The sequence below is a fragment of the Stenotrophomonas maltophilia genome (assembly GCF_039555535.1).
GTDB lineage: Bacteria > Pseudomonadota > Gammaproteobacteria > Xanthomonadales > Xanthomonadaceae > Stenotrophomonas > Stenotrophomonas maltophilia_Q.
Map to the genome: position 1 here is coordinate 2390393 of NZ_CP154630.1, position 23607 is coordinate 2413999.

The following is a 23607-nucleotide window of genomic DNA, read 5'->3' on the forward strand; positions in this document are numbered from 1 at the left end:
CATCCGCGCTGGCGGGGCTTCGGCCCACGACTCATGTAGACCACATTGGACGTCTCGGCGCCGGGGCCGGGATCACGCACGCCGGACCGTCGTTCTCGGCGAATTCTGAGCGCTTCGGCTAGGTAGATGACGCTGGATTTCGCCGTGGCCGAAGCTTTTTCGTGCAGCTGGTCTCCGGGGAGCCGCCTCAGCCATCATCAGTCGCCATTCCCGCGCAATGTTGCAGGTCAGGGACCACCAGGTCATGTCGCATGGCTCTAGCTGATGACCTTCGGGGGTGAACATGTGCCCAGCTTGGAATCCGAAACCGGCCCAAGGGCCGGTTAGGTCGATGCGATCATGGGGATCGATCTTGCTCATGCTGCAATCTCATCCTTGTCGGGGGAGCCAGCAGGGAGGCAAGAGCCAAGCCAGAGCCTCAGCCATTGCCATGCAGAGCCAACGAAGGCTGCGGCCGCCCGATACGATATTTCGCATAATGTATATTATGTTACACACAACGGGGGACTGCCATGCTTCCTGCCTCAGCCTCGACACCTGCTGTTGAGCGCTGCGAATTTGGGGCAGCTTGCGCGGCAACTTGTAGCAATTGATGCGCTGAGCTACGTGCAGTCCCAATGACTCGCTGTGATCTTGGTGCATCACCAATGGTGCGTCGCGAATCTGTTGCATCTCCAATGATGTTGCCAAGGCGTTGCAGCCACGCGCTTTCGAGAGCATCTAATTTGGGAGACGGCTATGACCGTCGGCTTCATTTCTGAGCTAGCTCAGCGGCTTGGACCCTCCAATTTTGAAGAGTCCAAGCGAACAATTCACTTGCTGGCTCCGGTGTCGCGGTCCCCGAGCCCCAACCACGTCAGAACCCCTTGGACTTCGGCGGTGTCAGTCAAGGCGCTGACTGATCCATTCCCATGTCGCCTTGCTGAGGTAGCCTTGGTACTCGCCACGGACAAGCTGGGATACAAAAATCCCGTCATTCTTATCGAGCTTCTGTTGAAGATCGGCAGATAGATCGTGAGCGCTCATATCCCCGGACACCCAGCGGACCGACTCCAGATCAGGATCTGCTACGTTCTGGTAGCGCTCCAGGTGCTTGAGGAACGCAGTCCTCTTTGCGTCGTAGTTGGCTTCTCGGTTCAAATTCCAGGTGACAACATAGACGGCCATTTCGATCCTTCGAGACTGACACCGAACGTGTCTCCGTGATCTTAGTAAGTGCGACATATACGGTTCCGATAAGATATATTTATCGGAACTCAGGCTATTTTTAATCCCTACTTTCAACCACTTATGAGCGACCTTCTTCCAGCTCTGACCACCGCGGCTCCTGCCAATCCGACTGTGGCGCAGCTCTCGCAGTCCTCGGCGGACGCGGTGCGCGAAGTCTTCGCCGAAGCGGCCTCGGCCAACACCACGCGCAGTTACGCCACCGCCTTGCGCTACTGGGCGGCCTGGTACCAAGGCCGCTACGGAGCGGTCATCGCCATGCCGGTCGACGCGTCTTGCGTGATCCAGTTCATCATCGATCATCTGGCCCGGCGCTCAGGCGATGCCCTGACCTGGGAGCTGCCGCCGACACTGGATGCGCTTTTGGTGGAAGGCAAATTCAAGCAGCGCCAAGGACCGCTCAAGCTGTCGACCATGAGGGTCGGCAGGGAATCATTACGTACAGGGCCAAAAGCTGCCTAAGCGACTGAATTTCAAGGTTGATTGCTCGTCTCTCGGGCAGGCTCTCCCCATCTATGGGGTCTGTTCAAGCACCTTGGCTGTGTAGCTCAGCGGCGCCACTTCCCTTTCAAGATCCAGGTGGTAATCGCCGAAGCGATTGATGTGGCTGGTCCGATAAGGCGACAGGCCGGCCAGGATCTCGGGCGTCAGTTCAATCCCCTCCTTCCTCATCTCGGCCAAGGTCCGGCTCATGCCTTCCACGTTGTGGAGGATGATCATGTTGGCCACCAGCTGGCTGTACTTGATGATTTGGTGCTGCCGGTGCTCTATCGTTGGCTGCATCGCGACCGAGCTCCCCGCGCCGGTAGCACTGCTTTGGAGTCCCCATGAACGAGCTCAACCTGGAACAGGTCCGTGCGGCGATGTTTACCGACCCGGGCGTGAAAGCGGTGGACGACCTGCGCCTGGTCGCCGGTGAGCATGGCCGTGCGATCGCGGCCACCATCACCGTCGCTGCGCCCTCGGTCGACCTGGACCTGGTGCATGCTGTGATTGCCCAGGTCCTGGCCGATCAATTCGGCATCGATCAGATCATGCTGTGTTTCAACGACCCGGGCCCGGTACCGCCGCCGCCCACCGCGGTGCCGTTAAAGAAGATGTGATCGCAGCCCCTGGCTCTATGCGTCTGCGCTGGCAGGCGCATAGAGCTGATGACCCGGCAACGCGCACGCGCCGGCATACACAAAGGCCACGCTTTGCCGCACGCACGTCAGCTATTACCGCGAGCCTAAGCTGCGCCCCAAGCGAATCTGCGATGAGGCGTCCCATGGGCAGCACGGTACACGAAACAGCAAGTAGCGATGCTCGGGTTCGCTTGTACGCACTCAACGCGTCTGCGAGCCCGAGAGCTGCTTCAACCCAATCGCGGAAAACAAGGTGTGTCACGAAAGTATCCCGTTTTTCAGAAGATTCGCACTCTCCGCCCATGCCGACGGGCGCCAACGAACTACGGCGTCTGCAGCCATGCCGGACCTTACTCAGCCCGGGTCGAGATCAATGTGCTGTAAGTACTCGGGGATGCATGCAGACCAATGCAGCTGCCGCTCAATGGCTAACCTCTGAGCGTCGGCAGCGTCTGGCTCTCCGTGTGTGATGAAAACCCGCCGCGGAGTCGTCTGTGCCGTGCGCAGCCAGCTTAGAAGTTCATCGGCGTCGGCGTGGGCAGAAGCTGCTTCCACCTGTACCACCTCGGCACGTATCGGCACGTCCTGACCATAGATTCGCAGTAACTTGTCACCGCGCACCAATGCCGCCCCGCGCGTTCCCCCTGCCTGGAAGCCTGGCAAAAGGATCATGTTGCGACAATCCGGGCCAAAGGCGATGAGATGATGAAGAATGCGTCCCCCGGTCAGCATTCCACTACCCGCGACGATGATCATAGGGCCTTGCCGAAGGTTGAGAGCCTTGGATTCCTCGATGCTATTGACGAGCCGGGTTGCCGCGTGCAACCGCTCCAGTGCGGCGTCATCCAGCAGATGTTCGTTTCTGTATTTCCCATAGAGCAAGGTGACGTCCTTTGCCATGGGGCTGTTCAAGTAGATCGGGGCGCGCGGAATCCGCCCTTCCGCCTGCAGGGTGGCGATCACGTGCAACAAGAGCTGGGCGCGCCCCACCGCGAACGCCGGTATCATCACCACTCCACCCCGCCCGAGGGTGCGCCGGATCGGCTCGATAAGCAGGTCCGTCAAAGACGTCGTCGGATGGCGCCGATTGCCGTATGTCGATTCGACCACGACCCAATCCGATGCCGGCAGCGCCCAGGGAGGGCGCATCACCGGATCGTTCGAACGACCGACATCACCACTGAACGTGATGCGCCTGCCCCGATGGATCAGCGATACCGATGCGGCGCCAAGGATGTGTCCCTGTTTGCGAAACGTAGCCGTTACGCCAGGCACCGGTTCAAAGGGATCGGAAAAGTAGACGACGCGCATTAGATCCAGGCACCGTTGCGCATCCTCCTCGGTGTAGAGCGGCTCGGCCGGATGGTGTTTCGAGCTGCCACGCTGATTGGCGTGGCGCGCCTCCTCCTCCAGCAGGCGCGCGGCGTCGGGGAGAAGTGTCCTGCATAGATCCCGGGTGGCCGGTGTGCACCACACGGATCCATGGAATCCCTGCTTCATCAGTCGTGGCAGATATCCGCTGTGATCCAGGTGCGCGTGGGTGAGCACCACCGCATCAATGGATGCGGGATCCACCGGAAACGGTAGCCAGTTCCGCAATCGCAGCGGTTTGTATCCCTGGAAGAGCCCGCAATCCACCATGACGCGGGCGCCACCGGCCTCTATCAGGTAGCGTGAGCCGGTGACAGTATCCGTGCCGCCCAGGAACGAGACACTGAGGCGGGTTGCATCGTGAGGCGGATTGTTCACGTACATGGATCACCTGGGAGGGCGTTGGATCAGCCGTGCGGCAGGCCAAGCCGGCGTTGCTCGGCAGCCGATGCCCGGTACGGGAGAACTGGGTGGCCAGCGGGCTTCACGCCGATCTCAGTGGGCGAGAAATACTGGTATCGGACTGTGCCGGATCAGTGTGCGGGTAACGCCGCCAAACAGGAATTCCGAGGCACGGGATCTGCCGTAGCCGCCGGCGACAATGCAATCGGCGCCGCTCTCCTTCACGAAGTTCAGTATGGCCGGTCCTGCTCCACCTTCCTCATAGCCGCGGTGCACAGGCGAGGCTGAGACGCCGTGGCGCTGTAGATGAGTCACCAGGCGCAGAGTCGCGTCTTTCTCCCTGCTGGGTTCGCCGGGACCGGCATCGATAGACAACAGGTGTACACGCTGTGCAGCGACAAGCAACGGCAAGGCATCATGGACCGCGCGAATGGATTCCCTCGTGCTTTTCCATGCAATTACAACGTCACGCGGCACCGCATCGCGTGCTTCCGGTGGCACGAGCAGCAGCGGCACGCCCGATTCCACCAGCAACGAGGAGACAAGCGTGTCCTCAATGCCGGGGTCATCGCGATGCAACCCCAAGATGGTCAGGTCAACGCATCGTGACTGAGGCATCACCTGATCCACAGGCCCCTCCCACACCCTCTCGTTCGCGGACACGAGCCAATCTACCCCTGCGCCCGCCAGCCGCTCCTCCAGCGACGTGGCAAGCATCCTGACCGTTTCCTTGGCCGGCTCGTGCAGAGCGGTGTAGACGGCAGGGTAGTACATCCAACCCGTCGCTACCGGCACAACTACACTGGCCCCAGCCAGAGCTACCAGACGGCTCCCCTGCTCACGCGAAAGCGCCGTGGCCAGACCCAACGCCTGCTCGTGCAGGCGCCCCAAGACGAAGGGCAGCAGAATGTCGCAGTACATGATCGGTCTCCCCGGGGTGAAGGAGTCGTTAGCTTGAGCCCCGCGCGACGAATGAACTTGATCGAAGTCAACGAAAGTTCCCCTGGATCGTTGACTTGGATCAAGTCATCCCGGGATTCGTTCTGGACAAATGCCCGAGCAGAATCGCCATTGACCGATTCCAGTGGGCAACCAAAAATGCTGAGCATCGTCCAGGATCCGGCAGGCACCGCCGCGGGGCTGATTACCGCCTCTGTCGTGGGCGCCCTTGTTGGACTGGCCTGGCAGCGAGCAGGCGGGAGGATGGCGGCGGCCCACACGCGCTTTGGGGGCAGTGTTGTGCTTGCGCTGGTCGCGATCTCAGGCGGGTTGGGAGCGCTGCTGGGAGGCGCGGCGCTGGTAGCTGGCGCAGTGCTGCTGGGCCTGGCAGTCTGCCCTCGCCCACGACACTCCCAGGCAGCCGCGGCCAGTCTGATTGTGCTGCCTGCCCTGTATCTGGTAGGCGCCATTGCGGTAAGCGCACCTGCAACGGCGATCCTCGCCGGCAGTGCCATCCTGGTGATACTGGTTGGGGGCCCTGCCCTGATACGGAAGGTGAATGCGAAGGTTTCCAGCCGTGAGCTTCGGGACGTCGCAACGGTGCTGGTTGCTGGCTTTCTGATTCTTCCCTTGCTTCCAGACCGCACCGTCGACCCTTGGGAAGTCATCAACCCGAGTCGGCTCGGCACACTCATCGTGGCGCTGATGGCAGTCAGCGTCGGAGCGCACCTGGCGCTACGCCATCTGGGGCCCCGGTCGGCCTTGGCCTTGACCGGCTTCGCCGGTGGGTTTGTCTCCAGTACCGCCACCATCGCGGCAATGGCGGACGGGGCGCGGTCGTCGCCCCGGCTGGCGCCTGCATTCGCAGGAGCAGCCTTGCTTTCCAACGTGGCCATGATTCTGCAGTTGGGCCTGGTAATGGGCACGCTGGCACCTGCATTACTCGCCTACAGCATGGTCCCGCTGGTCTGCTCGGCAATCGTGGCCATGGGGATAGCATTGGCATTCGGATGGCGGTCCTTGCTCAGTACCTCAGCGGTGTCCGGGCTGGCCATCGTGCGGCCATTCAAACCGTTGGCGATCGTGGTTTTTGTTGGGCTGATCGTCATTCTGCTTCTGGCAGCAAGTCTGCTGCGAGACTGGCTGGGTGACGAGAGCCTGCCCTGGACTCTGGGCATCTCCGGCATTGCCGACGTACATGCCGCCACCGCCTCTGCCGCCCAGATGGTTGGTGCGGAGCGGATCAGCAACGGTATCGCGATACAGGCGATCACCATCGCACTCGCGACCAACTCATTGCTGAAATGCTTGATCGCCGCGGCAAGGGGCGGATGGCGCTTCTCTGCTCCGTTGTTGATCGGGACCAGCCTGATCGTCGGAACGTTCGCTGTGGCCGCCGGGCGTAGCGGGTGATCGTCAACACCTTGACCCACGTCAATATCTCCGTGCAGGACTGGCGGAGAATGCGGGGCAACGCCGGCCTCTGTGTCCAACAGCCAAGATGGATATTCTTGTCCCTTTGACGGATACGCCCGCTGATGCTTCTGCCATGCAGCTGGCAGCAGCGCTTGTCGGCGCCCGTGGCGGGCACATCACGCTGGTGCAGCCAGTGGAATCTCCCTTGCCCGACGTTGCACGCGCCGAAGTCCCGCCCAGAGTCGCCACGCTCTTGCGCCGGGTTGCGCAGTGGAGCGTTCCGCATGACATCCAGATCGAGGACGGGCGCGCGGAACGTCCTGTGGACGCGATTGCCCTGCGCGCACAGGGTTTCGACCAGGTGATAATGGCGTGCGCCGGACATGACCACGCCGAGCGCAGGCTGCAACATGCTCAGTTCTCTTCACTGGTTAGCCGATCCGGACGCCCCATCCTGGCATTGCCAGGGAGAACCCGTTTCGACGGAATCTTCAAGCGGGCCGTCATCGGCTGGAGTGCAACCCCCGAATCCGCTCGCGCGGCACATGATTTCCTGAGATTGGATTTCGCGTGTGCCCTTGTGGTTACCACCGTGGACGGAAGTGACCGGGTCAATGAACATGCTCAGGCGTTCATCAACAGTCTGATGCGGCAGGGGCGAGAAGCGATATTTACTCCCGTGTCGTCAGATGGGGGGAGCGTGGCTGAAGCGCTACTGGGCCACGCATTTGATAGCCAGGCGGATCTACTCGTCTGCGGCGCCTATGGCCATTCGCGCGCGCGCGAATGGCTGCTGGGGGGAACGACGAGGGAGCTCTTCGAGCGCACCCTCACGCCCCTGTTCCTGTCACGTTGACGCACCAGGATGCCAGAGCCATGTTGAAGGATATTTTTGTGCCTTTGTCAGACTCATCAGCAGATGACGCGGCCATCCGCTTCGCCGTCGAGATCGGCAGGTCGCAGGACGCGCGGGTGCGCATCATCGAAACGGTCGACCTGCCTCCGCCGGCGATCGGGACTGCTGATCCGACGCCCCGCGCATCGTTCCTGGCTGCCCAGGACGCATGTCGGCGGGAGGCCTCGGAAAGAGCCTCAAGGATCAGGGCCAGAATCGCAGAGCACCCTGGTGTTTCCGTAGAAGTTCACGAAGCGGGCATTGAATCTCCTGCAGAGCTCGCCGCTCGACTGGCCTTCTCTGCGGATCTGGCCATTGTCGGGGGCTGGTCAGGATTCGCCAAGGCCGACCCAGCGGGCGTGGCCCTGTTCAATGCGCTGCTTTTTGACGCGGGAAGGCCCGTTGTGGTGGTGCCGCCGCATTGGCGGGCAAGCGACCACTCGTGTGCGATTGTGGGTTGGAAAGACACCCCAAACGCATGCCGCGCCCTGCACAGCGCGATCCCATTGCTACAGCAGGTGCAGACTGTCCTTCTGGTGGAGATATGCAGCCATTCGGACGAGATGGAGGGTGCTGCTGGCACTGTCACAGCTTCCCTCATTGAACACCTCCGGAGCTGGGGCATCGCCGCATCGGCCACCCGGCTGCTTGCCAGACACCGCCGTTCCAGCGAGGTCCTGCTCGATCACGCCCGCGCGACCAAGGCGACGTTGATCGTGGTTGGCGGATACGGACACTCCCGCCTGCGCGAGCGGACCATCGGAGGGATGACGATGGAGCTATTGCAGGGGGCGACCATTCCGGTCCTTTATGCCCATTGAGTACCCCCAACGCCAGGATCGTGCCTCGGCAGCGGCGAAAGGCAGATTGGGGAGCACGCAGTCGGACTCCTGGCGCTTCGCGCTGTTCTGCCTTGGAATCTACATAGGGTGCTGGCTGCTTGCCGCAGTCGAACCCTACCACCGGCGCGACTGGTTGCTGGAGAATCTGCTGGTATTCATCGCCATTCCCTACGTTGTCTTCCAGCAGTGGAAGCGCCCGTTCCGGCCCGCAACCAATGTCTCGCTTCTGCTTTTTCTGTGCCTGCATGCCGTGGGCGCTCATTTTACGTACTCGGAAGTCCCTTACGACGCTTGGGCGCAGAAACTTGCGGGCTACAGGATCACCGACCTGTTCGGCTGGGATCGCAACCATTTCGACAGACTCGTTCACCTCGCCTACGGCGTACTGGTCTTTCCCGCGGCGAGAGAGCTCTACGCAAGGCGTGCTGTGGCCAGCGAGCTGACGCTGACCCTGATTGCCACTCAGTTCATCGTCGCCACGTCCGCTGCCTATGAACTGATCGAATGGGGCGCGGTTCTGGTGGTCGACCAGGACCTTGGAATGGCTTATCTCGGCATCCAGGGCGACGTGTGGGATGCGCACAAGGATGTGCTGTTGGCGTCGGCTGGAGCGATCATCAGCGCGGTGGGTGCCAGCGTACGGCACGCCACGTCTGCTCACTCCCGGTCGTCGGACTGATCCACGCAGAAGATCCTGTGCATGGCAACCAGCATCGCCTCAACGCGGCTGTCATTGATGCGATAGAAGACTGAACGTGACTCTCGCCGGGTCGTCACCAGATGCCGTTGACGCAGTTCGGCGAGCTGCTGGGAAAGGGCCGGCTGTCGGATGCCGGTGGCCTCCTCGAGGGCGCCGACGGTCGACTCCCCTTGGGACAGCTGACAAAGCAACAGCAGACGCGACGGCGTGGCCATGAAGCGCAGCAACTCGGCCACTTCAGGCGCCCGTTCCTTCATGTCGGCCAGGTTGTTGGCGGTGAGGCGGTTGGTCAAGAGCGGTTCACCAGAAAGGAGAGCTAGAGCGTACCTGTTAATCCGCACGCCAGCTGAACCGGACAAAGGACACGAAGCGGCACTTACATAGTTTACGTAAGTATGTATTAATATCCATCATACAACCACCGGGAGCGAGTCGTGAACAGGCCTGTCGTCGTCGATTCTTCATTGGAGAGAGCTCAAAACATCGTGCGTGAAGCGCGAGGTGGCCACACGCCTTCGCCTTGCGTGAAGACGTTCTTCGACCCCGCCACCTTTACGGCCAGCCACGTGGTACGCGACCCCCGGTCTTCGGCGTGCGCCATCATCGACAGCGTTCTTGATTTCGATATGCCCTCTGGACGCACCTCGACCGACTCCGCCGCGGCGCTGGTCCAGTACATTCATGACGAAGGGCTGCAGGTTCAGTGGCTGCTGGAAACGCATGCCCACGCCGATCACCTTTCCGCTGCACCGTGGTTGCAGCGGCGGGTCGGCGGAACGCTTGCCATTGGCGAGCACATCACCGGCGTGCAGGACACCTTCGGCAAGGTTTTCAACGCTGGCAAGGAGTTCAAGCGCGACGGGAGCCAATTCGACCATCTGTTTGCCGATGGCGCGGAGTTCACCGTTGGGAATCTCCAGGCAACTGCCTTGCACGTGCCAGGCCACACCCCTGCGTGCATGGCCTACGTCATCGGGGATGCGGTCTTTCCGGGCGACACTCTGTTCATGCCGGACTACGGCACGGCCCGCTGCGACTTCCCCGGTGGCTCGGCCCGCCAGCTCTATCGCTCCATCCAACGTCTACTGGCCCTGCCGGATGACGCCCGGGTGTTCCTCTGCCACGACTACAAGGCCACGGGCCGGGATCGGTTCGCATGGGAAACCACCATGGGCGCGGAACGAACCGCGAATATCCATGTGCATCAAGGTGTGACGGAGGACATGTTCGTGGAGATGCGTGAGAGCCGCGACGCGACGCTCCCCATGCCGCGCCTGATCCTGCCCTCAGTGCAGGTCAACATGCGCGCGGGCCATCTGCCCGACCCGGATGACAACGGGGTGCGCTACCTCAAACTGCCGGTGGACCTGCTATGACCCTCCCCTCTTTGGCGTGGTACTGGCCCGTCATCGGCGGCCTGATGATCGGTACGGCAGCGGGTGGATTTCTGCTGCTGACCGGTCGCATTGCCGGCGTCTCCGGCTTGCTTGCAAACACTCTTGGCCTGTCGTCCGCTGGCGACCGCTCCTTGTCGGCCCTGTTCCTGGCAGGGCTGCTGGTGGCGTCCGGGCTGGCGCTCGCGGTCAAGCCCATTTCGCTGCCGTCGCTTTCAATCTCCGCTACGCCGTTGTTGGTGTTGGCCGGGCTGCTGGTCGGCTTTGGAACCCGCCTCGGATCTGGCTGCACGAGCGGTCACGGCGTTTGCGGCCTGGCCAGGCTGTCACCACGCTCCATGGTTGCCACGGGCGTTTTCATGCTCATGGGCATGGCGACCGTGGCGGTTGTCCGCATGATGATCGGAGGCGGAACATGATCCGGCTGGCGGCAGTTCTGTGTGGCGCCTTGTTTGGCCTGGGCCTGGTCGTCTCGGACATGGCCAATCCCACGCGCGTACTCGCCTTTCTTGACGTCACAGGCAGGTGGGATCCATCACTGGCACTTGTCATGGCCGGGGCGCTGATTCCGTCAGCGATCGCCTATCGATGGGTCCGCGCACGCAATGCTCCTGTGCTCGCTGCGGCGCTGCACATTCCCAATCAGCGTCAGATCGACCGGAACCTGGTCATTGGCGCGGCAGTGTTTGGCGTTGGGTGGGGGCTGGCAGGCGTATGCCCGGGCCCGGCCATTGCACTGTTGCCAACGGGTCAACCCTTTGCACTCGTTTTCGCGGCCGCCATGGTCGTCGGCATGCTCCTCCACTGGCTCCTCCACCGTCCCCGCTCAACAGAGAATTCGCCATGAATCTGCACTCACTTGCGCCGAGCTTGCATGTGACCGACCAACTGGTTCCCACCGACATACCTGCCTTGAAAAAGGCGGGCATCTCGAGTGTCATCTGTAATAGACCCGACGGCGAGCAGCCGGACCAGCCCGATCACCTTGCACTGCAGGCGGCCTGCTCCAGGGCGGGCCTGGGCTTTGCCTATCTGCCCGTCGTGCCTGGCGGCATCACCGATGGACATGTGCAGCAGTTTGGCGTGCTGCTGGAACAACTGCCTGCACCCATCGTCGCTTACTGCAGGACCGGCACCCGCTCGACGTCGCTATGGGCCCTATCCCAGGTTCGTAACGGCGGAGCTACGCCCGAACAGGTGCTGTCCATTGCCGGTGAGGCTGGTTACGACCTGTCCTCTCTTGCTTCGCGCCTGCGAGGCGCCCCCTCTTCCGCTGCCTAACGGCCAACTGACATGGAAACCCTTTCCCTGTTGCAGCTCGCGCTGGGTGGACTCTCCGGCATTCTGGTGGGCTTCGTACTCGGGCTGGTCGGCGGAGGCGGCTCTATTCTGGCTGTCCCGCTCATGCTTTACCTGGTGGGCATCGACAGTCCACACGTCGCCATCGGTACCAGTGCATTGGCGGTTGCTGCCAATGCACTTTCCAACCTTTTCGTTCATGCCCGCCGGGGAAACGTGAGATGGCCGTGCGCGTCGGTCTTCGCGTTGGCAGGCATCGCTGGCGCCTATCTGGGCTCCAGCTTAGGTAAGGCCGTGGATGGGCAGCGACTATTGTTCATGTTTGCCCTGCTGATGGTCGTGATAGGCATTCTTATGCTGCGCAAACGCAATGCGGAAGGTGATGCAAGCGTCCGCCTCAGCAAAGGGAACATGCCGGCACTGCTCGGATTAGGGGCGTTCTCCGGGGCACTCTCCGGATTCTTCGGTATTGGCGGCGGCTTCCTGGTTGTCCCTGGGCTGATGGCCGCCACGGGCATGCCGATGCTGGCCGCAATAGGCAGCTCCCTCGTAGCTGTCTCCGCTTTCGGTCTGACGACTGCCATCAACTATGCTCAATCCGGCCTGGTCAACTGGCCACTTGCTGCCGCATTCGTCGTTGCTGGAAGTGCGGGCGGAATCGCCGGAGCGCGCGCATCAGCAGCGTTGGCAGAGCACCGTGGAGTGTTGAATGTTGCATTCGCGCTACTCATTTTCATGACGGCGGCTTATATGCTCTGGCAGATGCCCTGACTACCGCGCCATCGCCCAACCCGCCATGGCAGCCAGCAACACCACCACGATCGGCGGTGCACGCGCGACGACCAGTAGCCCGAACGCAACCAGCGCCATCGTGACATCCCATCGGTCATGGATCGCACTCGTCCACACCGGGTCGTACAACGCTGCCAGCAGGATCCCGACGACCCCGGCGTTGACGCCTGCAATTGAAGCCTGCAGATCCTTGCGGTGGCTTAGCGACTCCCAGAAGGGCAGCACTCCTACGAGCACGAGAACGGCAGGCATGAAAATGACCGCCAACAGCGTAAGACCTCCCGCCCAGCCACTCAACGGACCCGCGGCCATGGCCCCCAGGTACGCTGCGAATGTGAAAAGAGGGCCCGGCACCGCCTGCGCCGCACCGTACCCGGCGAGCAGATCTGCCGTGCTCACGGTGCCGCTCTGGACAACCGCGGTCTGCAGCAATGGCAGCACGACGTGGCCGCCGCCAAAGACCAGGGCGCCGGCGCGGTAGACCCCCTCCAACAGCATGGCCAGGGGGGATCCGCTCGCCGCGGCCCACACCGGCAGCAGAACAAGTGGCAGCACCAGTAGCACCAGTGCCACCGTGCCGGTTCTTCGCGAGACGGGATAGCCGCCGTCTGATTGGCCGGAAACTGGTGACTGCCACAACGGAAACGCCCCAGATCCCACAGCTGTCCGCCCGTATTTCCCCACAAGGACGCCCGCGATTTCCAGATCTCCCCCAAAGATGCCCTTGATTCCTGGATCCGCACCTAAGACGCCCTCGATTTCTGGCTCCACATCCAGCTCGCCCTTGAGTTCCCAACTGCGCACCTGATCGGTCAGAGCTTGTCGCCTGCACTTCCCAGTTCCGCCAGTCGCGACATTGGTCGCAAGAACAATTAGACGAGATCTCGGGCCTGAACGTGCGAACAGTTCAGCGGGTTGAGCAGGACTACAACACCGCGACTTCCCTGGGTGACGCGCCACGCCCCGCTCCACCTGCTCAAGCGCGTCGCTCGCCCCCTGACCAAGCTTTGACCTTAACTGGGCGTCGGTGACTCCCTCCCGTTCTGGTCGGCATCTGGGCCTTGTAGCGGCTCAAGCGCTGAGCTATAACGCCTTAGCCAGTCGCTATAAAGCGCCGGTGTTGTGCCCGCATAGCCAATAGGCTCCGGGTGCCCGAGGTCCACCCAATGGGGGCACGGGAATCCTTCGATTCCGGAGCCATCCATGACCGCCAAACGCCGCAGATCCCTTCGCACTTCTGCCTTCTACGCCCAATCGGGCCGTTGCTTCTATTGCGGCCTGCCGATGTGGCTCACTGCACCCTCAGAGCTCGGGCTGAAGGCCAGTAAGGCCCGAGCCTTTCAATGCACCGCCGAGCACCTGGTGGCCCAACAGGACGGGGGCAGAGACGTGTCCGGGAACGTGGTGGCCGCGCATAGCCGGTGCAACCAGGGCAGGCACCAGCGGAAGGGACCAGCCCCTTCCGCTGAAGCGTTCCGGGCGCTGGTTCAGACGCGGCTGGCAATGGGGAGATGGTGGTCCCGACTGCCATCAGGGATTGCACGTGCTTCCGTATGGCCAATTGAATTGAATCTTTGCAAGGAATCGGCAGCTGCTTGCCTGATTCGCTAGTCCACACTAGTGGCGCCCGGTTGCGGTGCTAGAACGGCGAGTCTGCTGCGAAATGGTCGCGCATTGGGCCTAACAAGGTCTGCGACCCTGTCAACACGTCCGAGAATTCCACCTGTCGCCACCTTCTCGTTCCAATATCGTTCCATCCACTCGGCTTTATCCAGGATCTTACCCGGAGCGCCTAGCAGCCTCTTGGCGATGAAATGCCGGATGAGAGCGGCCTGGCTATCGAGAATCACGACGCCCGCCCTTGGATTAGAGTCATAAGCGCTGTACGAGATCAGATAGTGGACATAGTGGCGGTCTGGCTCTTCGTCATCCCACGTCAACAGGTTGCTTAACCCCGCAGCGCGAGCATCCGATCGCACCTCTTCGCTCACGAGCACCATGGGATTGCGTGCTTCCTTACATTCCATGCGATAGGCGTCCAGCATCGCCGGTCCGAAGATCATCTGAGAATCATGATGAATGCTTCCAACTGTGAGCCCTCCACGTATCAATATATCAACCACTAGCAGGTTCTCGGCCAACATTCTGATGCAGCTCAGGATGTCGGCAAGGCCAGCAGGAGAGCGGCTGCTTGATATGACGATGCAGTCGCTGAAGTAAGTGAACAAAAGTCCTGTTGCTGGGTTGCAGCACGCTGTGTTCTTTAGTCTGTCGATGGCCTCTGCTATTTCATCAAGCTTGCTCATGTCGGCTGCCGACTCTTGGACAAGTGCGGAGAACCCGAGCATGTCGATGAAGGCGACGTACTTATCTTGGTAGAGCATGAAGAACTCCTTAGATGGTCGTGCCCATGGTGCCGAGGGCGGTTCCATTTGACCAGCGGGTGCGGGGCACGTCATAGGCCATGGAGCAATGTCAGCGACCTGGCTCGCGCACTAGTCTCGCAGAGGCTTGTTACGGCGCATCTTCGCATCGGATAGAAGCGAGCGAACGAGAGAGTTGAAGTCCATCCTGGCCCTAAAAGTTTCCTTCACCCTTGGTTAAACGAATGTCCGCTTTCGGTCAGAAGCGGACCAAAGTAGCCGGTGCTCTTCGCAGCCCGTACGCGACTTGGAGTCATATCATCAATCTGTATCAGGGCTCAGACCTAAAGTGCCTGATGGTCCAATTCAGCGACACTATCCAGCTTCGGCGTCATCGCACACTTCGGGATACAGCCAGCGCGATCCGCTTATGGAACCAAACCGCACTGTGCCTTACTCTTAAGGAACATTGCCAACGGCAACCTTCGGCAATTGAATTTAGAGAATCCGGGCGGTTCATCCCGCGCGGCCCGTTAATGTCTACAGCTGTGGAGTTGTGAATGGCAGAAGATCAAGGTGGTGAAGAGGTAATTAGGGAGATAGGGAAGGCGCTAGCCCTTGCGTCTGAGCTTGATCCACAAATTGTTAGATCGCTTCGCTCCGCGATTGTTCAGGCGATGTCTGATTACGAGGACGACACGAATGCACAAGCTGCAGCCGCACTTGCGGCGGTTCTCGATTTTAGACCTGTGACGACCCAAGACGCCCTCTCGCAAACCTTGGGTGAGATCGGGAAGCTGGTCCAAGGTCTCACCGGACTGGAGGACGTTCATTACACTGTTGAGACACCAGAAGGTCGCCGAGTTCGCTCAATCCGGTCACATCTACCAACTGTATCACCCCAGCGTTTGACGGATCACGAGCAGGCAGATCTTGAGGCCTATATCGCTCGATATCTGCCACCGGACGACCCTCGCGAGGAACACGCGCCACGAGGACCGCGACTGTGACGATCAGTAAGTTAGCAATCCTCAACGCTGTGAAAGCAGCCATTTCGCGTGCTAAGGCGAGCGGGTCTCCCTACGCGCAAGGAAAGGCTTACGAACTTCGGGTGCTGCTTAGGCTTCTGCGAATCATCGATAGTGCGGGCTACAAGCTCACGTGTACCCCCAAGATGGCAGGCGTCCTGACGTTTGGAGGATCTCCATGCAAAGCAAACCATCCGGATCACGATTACATCAGTGGATCTACGTCTACTGAGAAGCTCGAGATTAGGATTTCAGTGCAGGTCACCACACTAAGCCATAGCTGGAAAGGCACGACGGTGGTCAAAGCGGCTGACCGTCACGAGATTGACGTCGGTGTATATCGTCCGATTAAGACCCGTCGCTATCCCGCATTTACGGAGTTACTTCTTGGGGTCTCGTGCAAGACTGGCGGCTGGAACAAGGCGTACGTCCGCGAGGCGCTAGGTATGCGTAGGGAGCTAGGATTCCTCACATCACCTAGGACGAGCTTGACGAGCTCAGCTCCGTGGTTCATCGCAACAGTTCCCTGCGATCCTCCGGTTCCCTTTGCCTTGTACGCGACCAACGCTGGGTCCGCCGTGTATGCGTCGTTGGCAGCTTTGGGGCTCTACGTCGAGCACTACAAGGGGTAGCGGAAACAGGCTTTGGAGTACGGATCAACTCAGGTGTGTCGAGAACGATGCCCGCTTTGGGTCGAAGGCGGATGCCATCACCCGGCCGGTCGCCGCCCAATGTCCGCTTCCGGCCAGAAGCGGACATCCACCCTGCCCTCGATAAACATCCCAAATCCACGGACGACCTTGGTCTGCTTTGGCCTTCTGCCTTAGGGCCAGACCTGAACTTCGATTTCAGCCCCTAGCGTATTTGACTCCCGCGACCTAGATCTCTCCTAGATCCTTGAGCAGGGCTTGCCCCTTCTGCAGAAACCCAACTAGCAGTCGACCTCCTGCTACTTTCCGGCCCAATTGCCCATTGAGGTAGCTGACCTGGAGACGCGCATGGGCCAGCAGATCCACCTGGGCCATGCTAGGGGTCGCGGCCTGGAGCGGTTCGCCCGGCGACGCCATCTGCCCCCCGATCGGCTGGACAACGCAAGGGCGCCGGCTGTCACTCTTCGCATACGCCGTGGCCATCATCCGGCCGTTCTTCAACGACCATCCACCAAGCACCAACTCGGTCCCGAGTTGCTCGATCGGCAATCCCGCTTCGCTAACCGCTTTCTCAAAGTTCGGCCAGAGTTGGTCCACCACCAGCCCTAGCTCGGCAGATAGCTGTTCTATTGTGAAATCTGCGCGGAAGCTGGCCTGCAGTGCAAGCTCGTAGATGCGGAGGAAGGGGGAACCGCAGAATTCGGAAAAAATCGTACGCTAAGCTAACGGTGTTCTCGTGACAGCTCTTTGACTAGGCTTTCTAAGGGGTCGTCTCAGAAAACGGAAAATAAAGCACGCTAAGGCATAGCCGAACCTGCCAAGCTTGCTCCACCCTGTAGTGACGCGATCAGCGGGCAGGAAACGTTCCCCCTTCGCGCATGGCAGGCGCGCACCAACTCAGACAGCACGGCCTCCATGCGCGCCAGGTCAGCCATTTTCTCGCGCACGTCCTTGAGCTTGTGCTCGGCCAGACTGCTGGCTTCCTCGCAATGGGTGCCATCCTCCAGCCGCAGCAGCTCGGCGATCTCATCCAGGCTGAAGCCCAGCCGCTGGGCTGATTTCACGAAGCGCACCCGCGTTACATTCGCCTCGCCATAGCGGCGGATGCTGCCATAGGGCTTGTCAGGCTCCAGCAACAAGCCCTTGCGCTGATAGAAACGGATGGTCTCCACATTGACCCCGGCCGCCTTGGCGAAAACGCCAATGGTCAGGTTCTCCAAATTGTTTTCCATATCGCTTGACTCCGTACATGAGTACGGAAGTAAGGTTACGCTATCCAATTTCAATTCGAAAGGACAAGCGCATGTCTGAACCAAAAACCGGGCGCGGCGCGCTCTTCACTGGAGGGCTTGCCGCCATCCTCGCCTCGGCTTGCTGCCTCGGGCCGTTGGTTCTGATCGCCTTGGGGTTCAGCGGCGCTTGGATCGGCAACTTGGCGGTGTTGGAACCCTATCGCCCCATCTTTATCGGCGTGGCGCTGGTGGCGTTGTTCTTCGCCTGGCGGCGCATCTACCGGCAGGCAGCGGCCTGCAAACCGGGTGAGGTCTGCGCGATTCCCCAAGTGCGAGCTACTTACAAGCTCATTTTCTGGATCGTGGCCGCGCTGGTTCTGGTCGCGCTCGGATTTCCCTACGTCATGCCATTTTTCTACTGATCGGAGTTCACCATGAAGAAATTGTTTGCCTCCCTCGCCCTCGCCGCCGTTGTTGCCCCCGTCTGGGCCGCCACCCAGACCGTCACGCTGTCCGTACCGGGCATGACCTGCTCCGCCTGCCCGATCACTGTCAAGAAGGCGATTTCCAAGGTCGAAGGCGTCAGCAAAGTTGACGTGACTTTCGAGACACGCCAAGCGGTCGTCACCTTCGACGATGCCAAGACCAGCGTGCAGAAGCTGACCAAGGCAACCGCAGACGCGGGCTATCCGTCCAGCGTCAAGCAGTGAGTCACTGAAAACGGCACCGCAGCACAACGGACGTCATTGTCTGGCGCCACAAACGATAAAGGATCTGTTGCATGACCCATCTAAAAATCACCGGCATGACTTGCGACTCGTGCGCGGCGCACGTCAAGGAAGCGCTGGAAAAAGTGCCAGGCGTGCAGTCGGCGCTGGTGTCCTATCCGAAGGGCACAGCGCAACTCGCCATCGTGCCGGGCACATCGCCGGACGCGCTGACTGCCGCCGTGGCCGGACTGGGCTACAAGGCAACGCTAGCCGATGCGCCACTGGCGGACAACCGCGTCGGACTGCTCGACAAGGTGCGGGGATGGATGGCCGCCGCCGAAAAGCACAGTGGCAACGAGCCCCCGGTGCAGGTAGCGGTCATTGGCAGCGGTGGAGCCGCGATGGCGGCGGCGCTGAAGGCCGTCGAGCAAGGCGCGCAGGTCACGCTGATCGAGCGCGGCACCATCGGCGGCACCTGCGTCAATGTCGGCTGTGTGCCGTCCAAGATCATGATCCGCGCCGCCCACATCGCCCATCTGCGCCGGGAAAGCCCGTTCGATGGCGGTATTGCGGCAACTGTGCCTACGATTGACCGCAGTAAGCTGCTGGCCCAGCAGCAGGCCCGCGTCGACGAACTGCGGCACGCCAAGTACGAAGGCATCCTGGGCGGTAATCCGGCCATCACCGTTGTGCACGGTGAGGCGCGCTTCAAGGACGACCAGAGCCTTACCGTCCGTTTGAACGAGGGTGGCGAGCGCGTCGTGATGTTCGACCGCTGCCTGGTCGCCACGGGTGCCAGCCCGGCGGTCCCGCCGATTCCGGGCTTGAAAGAGTCACCCTACTGGACTTCCACCGAGGCCCTGGCGAGCGACACCATTCCCGAACGCCTTGCCGTAATCGGCTCGTCGGTGGTGGCGCTGGAGCTGGCGCAAGCCTTTGCCCGGCTGGGCAGCAAGGTCACGGTCCTGGCGCGCAATACCTTGTTCTTCCGTGAAGACCCGGCCATCGGCGAGGCGGTGACAGCCGCTTTCCGTGCCGAGGGCATCGAGGTGCTGGAGCACACGCAAGCCAGCCAGGTCGCCCATATGGACGGTGAATTCGTGCTGACCACCACGCACGGTGAATTGCGCGCCGACAAACTGCTGGTTGCCACCGGTCGGACACCGAACACGCGCAGCCTCGCGCTGGACGCAGCGGGGGTCACTGTCAATGCGCAAGGTGCCATCGTCATCGACCAAGGCATGCGCACGAGCAACCCGAACATCTACGCGGCCGGCGACTGCACCGACCAGCCGCAGTTCGTCTATGTGGCGGCAGCGGCCGGCACCCGTGCCGCGATCAACATGACCGGCGGCGATGCGGCGCTCGACCTGACCGCAATGCCGGCCGTGGTGTTCACCGATCCGCAAGTGGCGACCGTGGGCTACAGCGAGGCGGAAGCCCACCACGACGGGATCGAGACCGACAGCCGCACCTTGACCTTGGACAACGTGCCGCGTGCGCTCGCCAACTTCGACACACGCGGCTTCATCAAGTTGGTTATCGAGGAAGGCAGCCATCGGCTGATCGGCGTACAGGCGGTCGCGCCGGAAGCGGGTGAACTGATCCAGACGGCGGCTCTGGCCATTCGCAACCGCATGACGGTGCAGGAACTGGCCGACCAGTTGTTCCCCTACCTGACGATGGTCGAGGGGTTGAAGCTCGCGGCGCAGACCTTCAACAAGGATGTGAAGCAGCTTTCCTGCTGCGCCGGGTGAGAAAAAGGAGGTGTTCAATGAACGCCTACACGGTGTCCCGGCTGGCTCTTGATGCCGGGGTGAGCGTGCATATCGTGCGCGACTACCTGCTGCGCGGATTGCTGCGCCCGGTGGCGTGCACACCAGGCGGCTACGGCTTGTTCGATGACGCCGCCTTGCAACGGCTGTGCTTCGTGCGGGCGGCCTTCGAGGCGGGCATCGGCCTCGACGCGCTGGCGCGGCTGTGCCGGGCGCTGGATGCGGCGGACGGCGACGAAGCGGCCGCGCAGCTTGCCCTGCTGCGTCAGTTCGTCGAGCGTCGGCGCGAAGCGTTGGCCGATCTGGAAGTGCAGTTGGCCACCCTGCCGACCGAGCCGGCACAGCACGCGGAGAGTCTGCCATGAACAACCCCGAGCGCTTGCCGTCCGAGACGCACAAACCGATCACCGGCTACCTGTGGGGCGGACTGGCTGTGCTGACTTGCCCCTGCCACCTGCCCATCCTCGCTGTCGTGCTGGCCGGCACAACCGCCGGTGCTTTCCTCGGCGAGCATTGGGTCATCGCGGCGCTCGGTTTGACCGGCCTGTTCCTTCTGTCCCTGTCGCGGGCGTTGCGGGCATTCAGGGAAAGAGAATGAGCGCTTTCCGGCCGGATGGATGGACGACGCCGGAACTGGCCCAAGCGGTCGAGCGCGGGCAGCTTGAACTGCACTACCAGCCCGTCGTCGATCTGCGCAGTGGTGGGATTGTCGGCGCGGAAGCCCTGTTGCGCTGGCGTCATCCGACGCTTGGACTATTGCCACCGGGCCAGTTCCTGCCCGTGGTCGAATCGTCCGGCCTGATGCCTGAAATCGGCGCTTGGGTGCTGGGTGAAGCCTGCCGCCAGATGCGTGACTGGCGAATGCTGGCATGGCGACCGTTCCGGCTGGCCGTCAATGTTTCGGCGAGCCAAGTGGGACCGGACTTCGACGGGTGGGTAAAGGGCGTGCTGGCTGATGCCGAGTTGCCCGCCGAGTATCTCGAAATCGAGCTGACCGAATCGGTCGCGTTTGGTGATCCGGCGATCTTCCCCGCCCTGGACGCCTTGCGGCAGATCGGTGTGCGCTTCGCCGCCGATGACTTCGGGACGGGGTATTCCTGTCTGCAACATCTGAAGTGCTGCCCAATCAGCACGCTCAAGATCGACCAATCGTTTGTCGCCGGGCTCGCCAACGACCGCCGCGACCAAACCATCGTGCACACCGTGATTCAGCTTGCGCACGGGCTGGGCATGGATGTGGTGGCTGAAGGCGTGGAAACATCGGCGAGTCTTGATCTATTGCGACAAGCGGACTGCGACACAGGACAAGGCTTCCTGTTCGCGAAGCCAATGCCGGCGGCGGCATTCGCCGTCTTCGTCAGTCAATGGAGGGGTGCCACCATGAATGCAAGTGACTCGACCACCACCAGTTGCTGCGTGTGCTGCAAGGAAATCCCGCTCGATGCCGCCTTCACCCCGGAAGGCGCGGAATACGTCGAGCACTTCTGCGGGTTGGAGTGTTATCAACGCTTCGAAGCGCGTGCCAAGACAGGGAACGAAACCGATGCCGATCCGAACGCCTGCGACTCGCTACCGTCAGATTGAGGCATACCCTAACTGGATGTCAGGCAGGGCCGCGCCGCTTGTCATTTTCAGAAGACGACTGCACCAATTGACGGGGCGTAACGCCAGGTGTGCAGTCGGCTCCTGACCACGCAATATCAGAAGTCATCTGCACCAATCTCGACTATGCTCAATACTCGTGTGCACCAAAGCGAGGTGTGAGCATGGCGTCAGACACATTACCAATTGCCGAGCAGGGCGTGGCCACCCTGCCCGATGCGGCATGGGCACAGGCCCGGCACCGGACCGAAATCATCGGGCCGCTGGCAGCGCTTGAAGTGGTTGGGCATGAAGCCGCCGATGCCGCTGCTCAAGCGCTGGGCCTATCCAGGCGACAGGTGTATGTCCTGATCCGGCGTGCCCGGCAAGGTGCTGGGTTTGTGACGGACCTGGTTCCCGGCCAGTCCGGCGGCGGAAAAGGCAAGGGACGCTTGCCGGAATCAGTTGAGCGCATCATCCGCGAGTTGCTGCAAAAGCGCTTCCTGACCAAGCAGAAGCGTAGCCTGGCGGCGTTCCACCGCGAGGTCGCGCAGGCTTGCAAAGCGCAAAAGCTACGGGTGCCGGCGCGCAACACTTTGGCCCTGCGGATCGCCGGCCTCGACCCGCTCAAGGCCACTCGCCGCCGGGAAGGTCAGGATGCGTCCCGCAGCCTGCAAGGTGTCGGTGGTGAGCCTCCCGCCGTGACCGCGCCACTGGAACAAGTGCAGATTGATCACACGGTCATCGACCTGATCGTGGTGGACGAGCGCGACCGGCAACCGATTGGCCGTCCGTATCTGACCATCGCCATCGACGTGTTTACCCGCTGCGTGCTCGGCATGGTCGTCACGCTGGAAGCGCCGTCATCTGTTTCGGTCGGCCTGTGCCTTGTGCATGTCGCCTGCGACAAGCGTCCCTGGCTGGAGGGTCTGAATATAGAAATGGATTGGCCGATGAGCGGCAAGCCCAGGCTGCTCTACTTGGACAACGCGGCCGAGTTCAAGAGCGAGGCGCTGCGCCGTGGCTGCGAGCAGCACGGCATCCGGTTGGACTATCGTCCGCCAGGGCAGCCGCACTACGGCGGCATCGTGGAACGGATCATCGGTACGGCGATGCAGATGATCCACGATGAATTGCCAGGGACGACCTTCTCCAACCCTGACCAGCGCGGGGACTACGATTCCGAAAACAAGGCCGCCCTGACATTGCGTGAGCTGGAGCGCTGGCTCACGTTGGCGGTGGGCACCTATCACGGCTCTGTGCACAACGGCCTGCTTCAGCCGCCGGCGGCGCGCTGGTCAGAAGCCGTGGCGCGTGTCGGTGTACCGGCTGTCGTCACCCGCGCCTTGGCTTTTTTGGTCGATTTCCTGCCCATCATTCGCCGTACTCTGACTCGCACCGGCTTTGTCATCGACCACATTCACTACTACGCCGATGCGCTCAAACCGTGGATCGCACGACGCGACCGCTTGCCCGCTTTCCTGATCCGGCGCGACCCGCGTGACATCAGCCGTATCTGGGTGCTGGAACCGGAGGGGCAGCATTACCTGGAAATCCCCTACCGTACCTTGTCGCACCCGGCTGTCACCCTCTGGGAACAACGGCAGGCGCTGACGAAATTGCGGCAGCAGGGACGCGAACAGGTGGATGAGTCGGCGCTGTTCCGCATGATCGGGCAGATGCGCGAGATCGTGACCACCGCACAGAAGGCCACGCGCAAGGCGCGGCGCGACGCGGATCGACGCCAGCACCTCAAGGCATCGCCTCCGCCGGACAAGCCGATTCCGCCGAAAACGGACGTTGCTGATCCGCAGGCAGACAACCTGCCTCCGGCCAAACCGTTCGACCAGATCGAGGAGTGGTAGCC

29 protein-coding genes and 1 pseudogene are annotated in these 23607 nt (G+C 61.5%); 20 read left to right on the plus strand and 10 right to left on the minus strand.

Annotation, left to right across the window (positions count from 1 at the left end; genetic code table 11):
- Nucleotides 1–72: 72 nt before the first annotated feature.
- Both AASM09_RS11050 and AASM09_RS11055 read right to left on the minus strand, forming a co-directional pair.
- A complete protein-coding gene (locus AASM09_RS11050) occupies nucleotides 73–360 on the minus strand; it encodes a DUF3653 domain-containing protein (RefSeq protein ID WP_080355078.1) in 288 nt (95 codons plus the stop codon).
- 522 nt (nucleotides 361–882) lie between these two features.
- On the minus strand, nucleotides 883–1167 hold the full coding sequence (locus tag AASM09_RS11055) for a hypothetical protein (protein ID WP_017354460.1): 285 nt from the start codon (nucleotides 1165–1167) through the stop codon (nucleotides 883–885).
- A 123-nt stretch (nucleotides 1168–1290) separates the two neighbouring features.
- Here AASM09_RS11055 and AASM09_RS11060 point away from each other — a divergent pair, with 123 nt between their 5' ends.
- Nucleotides 1291–1689 carry a hypothetical protein gene (locus AASM09_RS11060; protein ID WP_343369045.1) on the plus strand — a complete coding sequence of 133 codons (399 nt, stop codon included), beginning with the start codon at nucleotides 1291–1293 and terminating at the stop codon, nucleotides 1687–1689.
- A gap of 51 nt (nucleotides 1690–1740) precedes the next feature.
- Here AASM09_RS11060 and AASM09_RS11065 read toward each other — a convergent pair.
- Nucleotides 1741–1986: pseudogene (locus AASM09_RS11065) on the minus strand (Tn3 family transposase); the annotation flags it as partial.
- A gap of 68 nt (nucleotides 1987–2054) precedes the next feature.
- Between AASM09_RS11065 and AASM09_RS11070 the strand changes: the two are divergent.
- Nucleotides 2055–2330: a hypothetical protein gene (locus AASM09_RS11070; RefSeq protein ID WP_005413380.1), complete on the plus strand. Its 276-nt coding sequence runs from the start codon at nucleotides 2055–2057 to the stop codon at nucleotides 2328–2330.
- Nucleotides 2331–2705: 375 nt separating this feature from the next.
- Here the strand turns inward: AASM09_RS11070 and AASM09_RS11075 are convergent, their stop codons facing one another.
- Both AASM09_RS11075 and AASM09_RS11080 read right to left on the minus strand, forming a co-directional pair.
- Nucleotides 2706–4106 carry an MBL fold metallo-hydrolase RNA specificity domain-containing protein gene (locus AASM09_RS11075; RefSeq protein ID WP_100443864.1) on the minus strand — a complete coding sequence of 467 codons (1401 nt, stop codon included), beginning with the start codon at nucleotides 4104–4106 and terminating at the stop codon, nucleotides 2706–2708.
- Between the two features lie 111 nt (nucleotides 4107–4217).
- The gene (locus AASM09_RS11080) at nucleotides 4218–5045 is read right to left on the minus strand and encodes a universal stress protein (protein WP_049430389.1); all 828 of its coding nucleotides are present in this window, start codon (nucleotides 5043–5045) and stop codon (nucleotides 4218–4220) included.
- Nucleotides 5046–5096: 51 nt separating this feature from the next.
- On the opposite strand from AASM09_RS11080, the gene AASM09_RS11085 reads away from it, so the two are divergent.
- The 4 genes from AASM09_RS11085 (at nucleotide 5097) to AASM09_RS11100 (ending at nucleotide 8895) form a co-directional block, all read left to right on the plus strand.
- Nucleotides 5097–6476 carry an MgtC/SapB family protein gene (locus AASM09_RS11085; protein WP_080101814.1) on the plus strand — a complete coding sequence of 460 codons (1380 nt, stop codon included), beginning with the start codon at nucleotides 5097–5099 and terminating at the stop codon, nucleotides 6474–6476.
- An 88-nt stretch (nucleotides 6477–6564) separates the two neighbouring features.
- A complete protein-coding gene (locus tag AASM09_RS11090) occupies nucleotides 6565–7335 on the plus strand; it encodes a universal stress protein (protein ID WP_049447182.1) in 771 nt (256 codons plus the stop codon).
- A 20-nt stretch (nucleotides 7336–7355) separates the two neighbouring features.
- Complete coding sequence (locus tag AASM09_RS11095; RefSeq protein ID WP_343369049.1) at nucleotides 7356–8195, plus strand: universal stress protein; 840 nt, start codon at nucleotides 7356–7358, stop codon at nucleotides 8193–8195.
- Nucleotides 8185–8895 (plus strand): DUF2238 domain-containing protein, encoded by a 711-nt coding sequence (locus tag AASM09_RS11100; RefSeq protein ID WP_049430396.1) that lies wholly within the window; start codon nucleotides 8185–8187, stop codon nucleotides 8893–8895. The genes AASM09_RS11095 and AASM09_RS11100 overlap by 11 nt, the downstream gene beginning before the upstream one ends.
- On the opposite strand, the gene AASM09_RS11105 is transcribed toward AASM09_RS11100, so the two are convergent.
- Nucleotides 8874–9173, minus strand: coding sequence for an ArsR/SmtB family transcription factor (locus AASM09_RS11105; RefSeq protein WP_032967187.1), 300 nt, complete (start codon nucleotides 9171–9173; stop codon nucleotides 8874–8876). The two genes, AASM09_RS11100 and AASM09_RS11105, sit on opposite strands and share 22 nt — an antisense overlap.
- 207 nt (nucleotides 9174–9380) lie before the next feature.
- Between AASM09_RS11105 and AASM09_RS11110 the strand changes: the two genes are divergently transcribed.
- Genes AASM09_RS11110 through AASM09_RS11130 form a run of 5 tightly spaced genes read left to right on the plus strand, consistent with a single transcriptional unit; the run spans nucleotide 9381 to nucleotide 12380 of the window.
- Entirely contained in the window at nucleotides 9381–10292 is a 912-nt protein-coding gene (locus AASM09_RS11110; protein ID WP_080101844.1) for an MBL fold metallo-hydrolase, read from the plus strand.
- Nucleotides 10289–10729 carry a YeeE/YedE family protein gene (locus AASM09_RS11115; protein WP_005413386.1) on the plus strand — a complete coding sequence of 147 codons (441 nt, stop codon included), beginning with the start codon at nucleotides 10289–10291 and terminating at the stop codon, nucleotides 10727–10729. Before AASM09_RS11110 ends, AASM09_RS11115 begins: the two co-directional genes overlap by 4 nt.
- Nucleotides 10726–11157 carry a YeeE/YedE family protein gene (locus AASM09_RS11120; RefSeq protein WP_046272483.1) on the plus strand — a complete coding sequence of 144 codons (432 nt, stop codon included), beginning with the start codon at nucleotides 10726–10728 and terminating at the stop codon, nucleotides 11155–11157. The genes AASM09_RS11115 and AASM09_RS11120 overlap by 4 nt, the downstream gene beginning before the upstream one ends.
- A complete protein-coding gene (locus tag AASM09_RS11125) occupies nucleotides 11154–11591 on the plus strand; it encodes a TIGR01244 family sulfur transferase (RefSeq protein ID WP_049430400.1) in 438 nt (145 codons plus the stop codon). The genes AASM09_RS11120 and AASM09_RS11125 overlap by 4 nt, the downstream gene beginning before the upstream one ends.
- Before the next feature lie 27 nt (nucleotides 11592–11618).
- Nucleotides 11619–12380 (plus strand): sulfite exporter TauE/SafE family protein, encoded by a 762-nt coding sequence (locus AASM09_RS11130; protein ID WP_080341470.1) that lies wholly within the window; start codon nucleotides 11619–11621, stop codon nucleotides 12378–12380.
- Here AASM09_RS11130 and AASM09_RS11135 read toward each other — a convergent pair whose 3' ends face one another.
- The gene (locus AASM09_RS11135) at nucleotides 12381–13205 is read right to left on the minus strand and encodes a chromate transporter (protein ID WP_234026165.1); all 825 of its coding nucleotides are present in this window, start codon (nucleotides 13203–13205) and stop codon (nucleotides 12381–12383) included.
- A gap of 77 nt (nucleotides 13206–13282) precedes the next feature.
- Between AASM09_RS11135 and AASM09_RS11140 the strand changes: the two genes are divergently transcribed.
- Complete coding sequence (locus AASM09_RS11140) at nucleotides 13283–13432, plus strand: hypothetical protein (protein WP_324615445.1); 150 nt, start codon at nucleotides 13283–13285, stop codon at nucleotides 13430–13432.
- A gap of 253 nt (nucleotides 13433–13685) precedes the next feature.
- The gene (locus AASM09_RS11145) at nucleotides 13686–14012 is read left to right on the plus strand and encodes an HNH endonuclease (protein ID WP_323162603.1); all 327 of its coding nucleotides are present in this window, start codon (nucleotides 13686–13688) and stop codon (nucleotides 14010–14012) included.
- Here the strand turns inward: AASM09_RS11145 and AASM09_RS11150 are convergent.
- The 3 genes from AASM09_RS11150 to merR form a co-directional block, all read right to left on the minus strand.
- Nucleotides 14009–14785, minus strand: coding sequence for a hypothetical protein (locus tag AASM09_RS11150; protein ID WP_032966761.1), 777 nt, complete (start codon nucleotides 14783–14785; stop codon nucleotides 14009–14011). The genes AASM09_RS11145 and AASM09_RS11150 overlap by 4 nt on opposite strands.
- 1885 nt (nucleotides 14786–16670) lie before the next feature.
- Complete coding sequence (locus tag AASM09_RS11155; protein WP_021201824.1) at nucleotides 16671–17042, minus strand: hypothetical protein; 372 nt, start codon at nucleotides 17040–17042, stop codon at nucleotides 16671–16673.
- 197 nt (nucleotides 17043–17239) lie between these two features.
- On the minus strand, nucleotides 17240–17674 hold the full coding sequence (gene merR / locus AASM09_RS11160) for an Hg(II)-responsive transcriptional regulator (RefSeq protein WP_005413387.1): 435 nt from the start codon (nucleotides 17672–17674) through the stop codon (nucleotides 17240–17242).
- Between the two features lie 71 nt (nucleotides 17675–17745).
- Here merR and merT point away from each other — a divergent pair, with 71 nt between their 5' ends.
- From merT to AASM09_RS11195, 7 genes are all read left to right on the plus strand, one after another.
- Nucleotides 17746–18096, plus strand: coding sequence for a mercuric ion transporter MerT (gene merT / locus AASM09_RS11165; protein ID WP_003131974.1), 351 nt, complete (start codon nucleotides 17746–17748; stop codon nucleotides 18094–18096).
- 12 nt (nucleotides 18097–18108) lie between these two features.
- A complete protein-coding gene (gene merP, locus AASM09_RS11170; protein WP_003131987.1) occupies nucleotides 18109–18384 on the plus strand; it encodes a mercury resistance system periplasmic binding protein MerP in 276 nt (91 codons plus the stop codon).
- Nucleotides 18385–18455: 71 nt separating this feature from the next.
- A complete protein-coding gene (gene merA, locus AASM09_RS11175) occupies nucleotides 18456–20141 on the plus strand; it encodes a mercury(II) reductase (protein ID WP_003156770.1) in 1686 nt (561 codons plus the stop codon).
- Between the two features lie 17 nt (nucleotides 20142–20158).
- On the plus strand, nucleotides 20159–20524 hold the full coding sequence (gene merD / locus AASM09_RS11180; RefSeq protein WP_000995360.1) for a mercury resistance co-regulator MerD: 366 nt from the start codon (nucleotides 20159–20161) through the stop codon (nucleotides 20522–20524).
- Nucleotides 20521–20757 carry a broad-spectrum mercury transporter MerE gene (gene merE, locus AASM09_RS11185; protein ID WP_003132004.1) on the plus strand — a complete coding sequence of 79 codons (237 nt, stop codon included), beginning with the start codon at nucleotides 20521–20523 and terminating at the stop codon, nucleotides 20755–20757. The genes merD and merE overlap by 4 nt, the downstream gene beginning before the upstream one ends.
- A complete protein-coding gene (locus tag AASM09_RS11190) occupies nucleotides 20754–21743 on the plus strand; it encodes a DUF3330 domain-containing protein (protein WP_003132006.1) in 990 nt (329 codons plus the stop codon). The genes merE and AASM09_RS11190 overlap by 4 nt, the downstream gene beginning before the upstream one ends.
- Before the next feature lie 218 nt (nucleotides 21744–21961).
- Nucleotides 21962–23605: a transposase gene (locus tag AASM09_RS11195; RefSeq protein WP_425513009.1), complete on the plus strand. Its 1644-nt coding sequence runs from the start codon at nucleotides 21962–21964 to the stop codon at nucleotides 23603–23605.
- The last annotated feature ends 2 nt before the right edge of the window (nucleotides 23606–23607 follow it).

Bases quoted from the DNA above. Each gene is read 5' to 3' on its own strand.
- merT (WP_003131974.1), top strand. From the start codon at position 17,746: ATGTCTGAACCAAAAACCGGGCGCGGCGCGCTCTTCACTGGAGGGCTT.
- AASM09_RS11125 (WP_049430400.1), top strand. From the start codon at position 11,154: ATGAATCTGCACTCACTTGCGCCGAGCTTGCATGTGACCGACCAACTG.
- AASM09_RS11095 (WP_343369049.1), top strand. From the start codon at position 7,356: ATGTTGAAGGATATTTTTGTGCCTTTGTCAGACTCATCAGCAGATGAC.
- merR (WP_005413387.1), bottom strand. From the start codon at position 17,674: ATGGAAAACAATTTGGAGAACCTGACCATTGGCGTTTTCGCCAAGGCG.
- AASM09_RS11105 (WP_032967187.1), bottom strand. From the start codon at position 9,173: ATGAAGGAACGGGCGCCTGAAGTGGCCGAGTTGCTGCGCTTCATGGCC.
- AASM09_RS11055 (WP_017354460.1), bottom strand. From the start codon at position 1,167: ATGGCCGTCTATGTTGTCACCTGGAATTTGAACCGAGAAGCCAACTAC.
- AASM09_RS11145 (WP_323162603.1), top strand. From the start codon at position 13,686: ATGTGGCTCACTGCACCCTCAGAGCTCGGGCTGAAGGCCAGTAAGGCC.
- merP (WP_003131987.1), top strand. From the start codon at position 18,109: ATGAAGAAATTGTTTGCCTCCCTCGCCCTCGCCGCCGTTGTTGCCCCC.
- AASM09_RS11085 (WP_080101814.1), top strand. From the start codon at position 5,097: ATGAACTTGATCGAAGTCAACGAAAGTTCCCCTGGATCGTTGACTTGG.
- AASM09_RS11075 (WP_100443864.1), bottom strand. From the start codon at position 4,106: ATGTACGTGAACAATCCGCCTCACGATGCAACCCGCCTCAGTGTCTCG.
- merA (WP_003156770.1), top strand. From the start codon at position 18,456: ATGACCCATCTAAAAATCACCGGCATGACTTGCGACTCGTGCGCGGCG.
- AASM09_RS11070 (WP_005413380.1), top strand. From the start codon at position 2,055: ATGAACGAGCTCAACCTGGAACAGGTCCGTGCGGCGATGTTTACCGAC.
- merD (WP_000995360.1), top strand. From the start codon at position 20,159: ATGAACGCCTACACGGTGTCCCGGCTGGCTCTTGATGCCGGGGTGAGC.
- AASM09_RS11150 (WP_032966761.1), bottom strand. From the start codon at position 14,785: ATGCTCTACCAAGATAAGTACGTCGCCTTCATCGACATGCTCGGGTTC.
- AASM09_RS11190 (WP_003132006.1), top strand. From the start codon at position 20,754: ATGAGCGCTTTCCGGCCGGATGGATGGACGACGCCGGAACTGGCCCAA.
- AASM09_RS11060 (WP_343369045.1), top strand. From the start codon at position 1,291: ATGAGCGACCTTCTTCCAGCTCTGACCACCGCGGCTCCTGCCAATCCG.
- merE (WP_003132004.1), top strand. From the start codon at position 20,521: ATGAACAACCCCGAGCGCTTGCCGTCCGAGACGCACAAACCGATCACC.
- AASM09_RS11090 (WP_049447182.1), top strand. From the start codon at position 6,565: ATGGATATTCTTGTCCCTTTGACGGATACGCCCGCTGATGCTTCTGCC.
- AASM09_RS11100 (WP_049430396.1), top strand. From the start codon at position 8,185: ATGCCCATTGAGTACCCCCAACGCCAGGATCGTGCCTCGGCAGCGGCG.
- AASM09_RS11120 (WP_046272483.1), top strand. From the start codon at position 10,726: ATGATCCGGCTGGCGGCAGTTCTGTGTGGCGCCTTGTTTGGCCTGGGC.
- AASM09_RS11050 (WP_080355078.1), bottom strand. From the start codon at position 360: ATGAGCAAGATCGATCCCCATGATCGCATCGACCTAACCGGCCCTTGG.
- AASM09_RS11115 (WP_005413386.1), top strand. From the start codon at position 10,289: ATGACCCTCCCCTCTTTGGCGTGGTACTGGCCCGTCATCGGCGGCCTG.
- AASM09_RS11080 (WP_049430389.1), bottom strand. From the start codon at position 5,045: ATGTACTGCGACATTCTGCTGCCCTTCGTCTTGGGGCGCCTGCACGAG.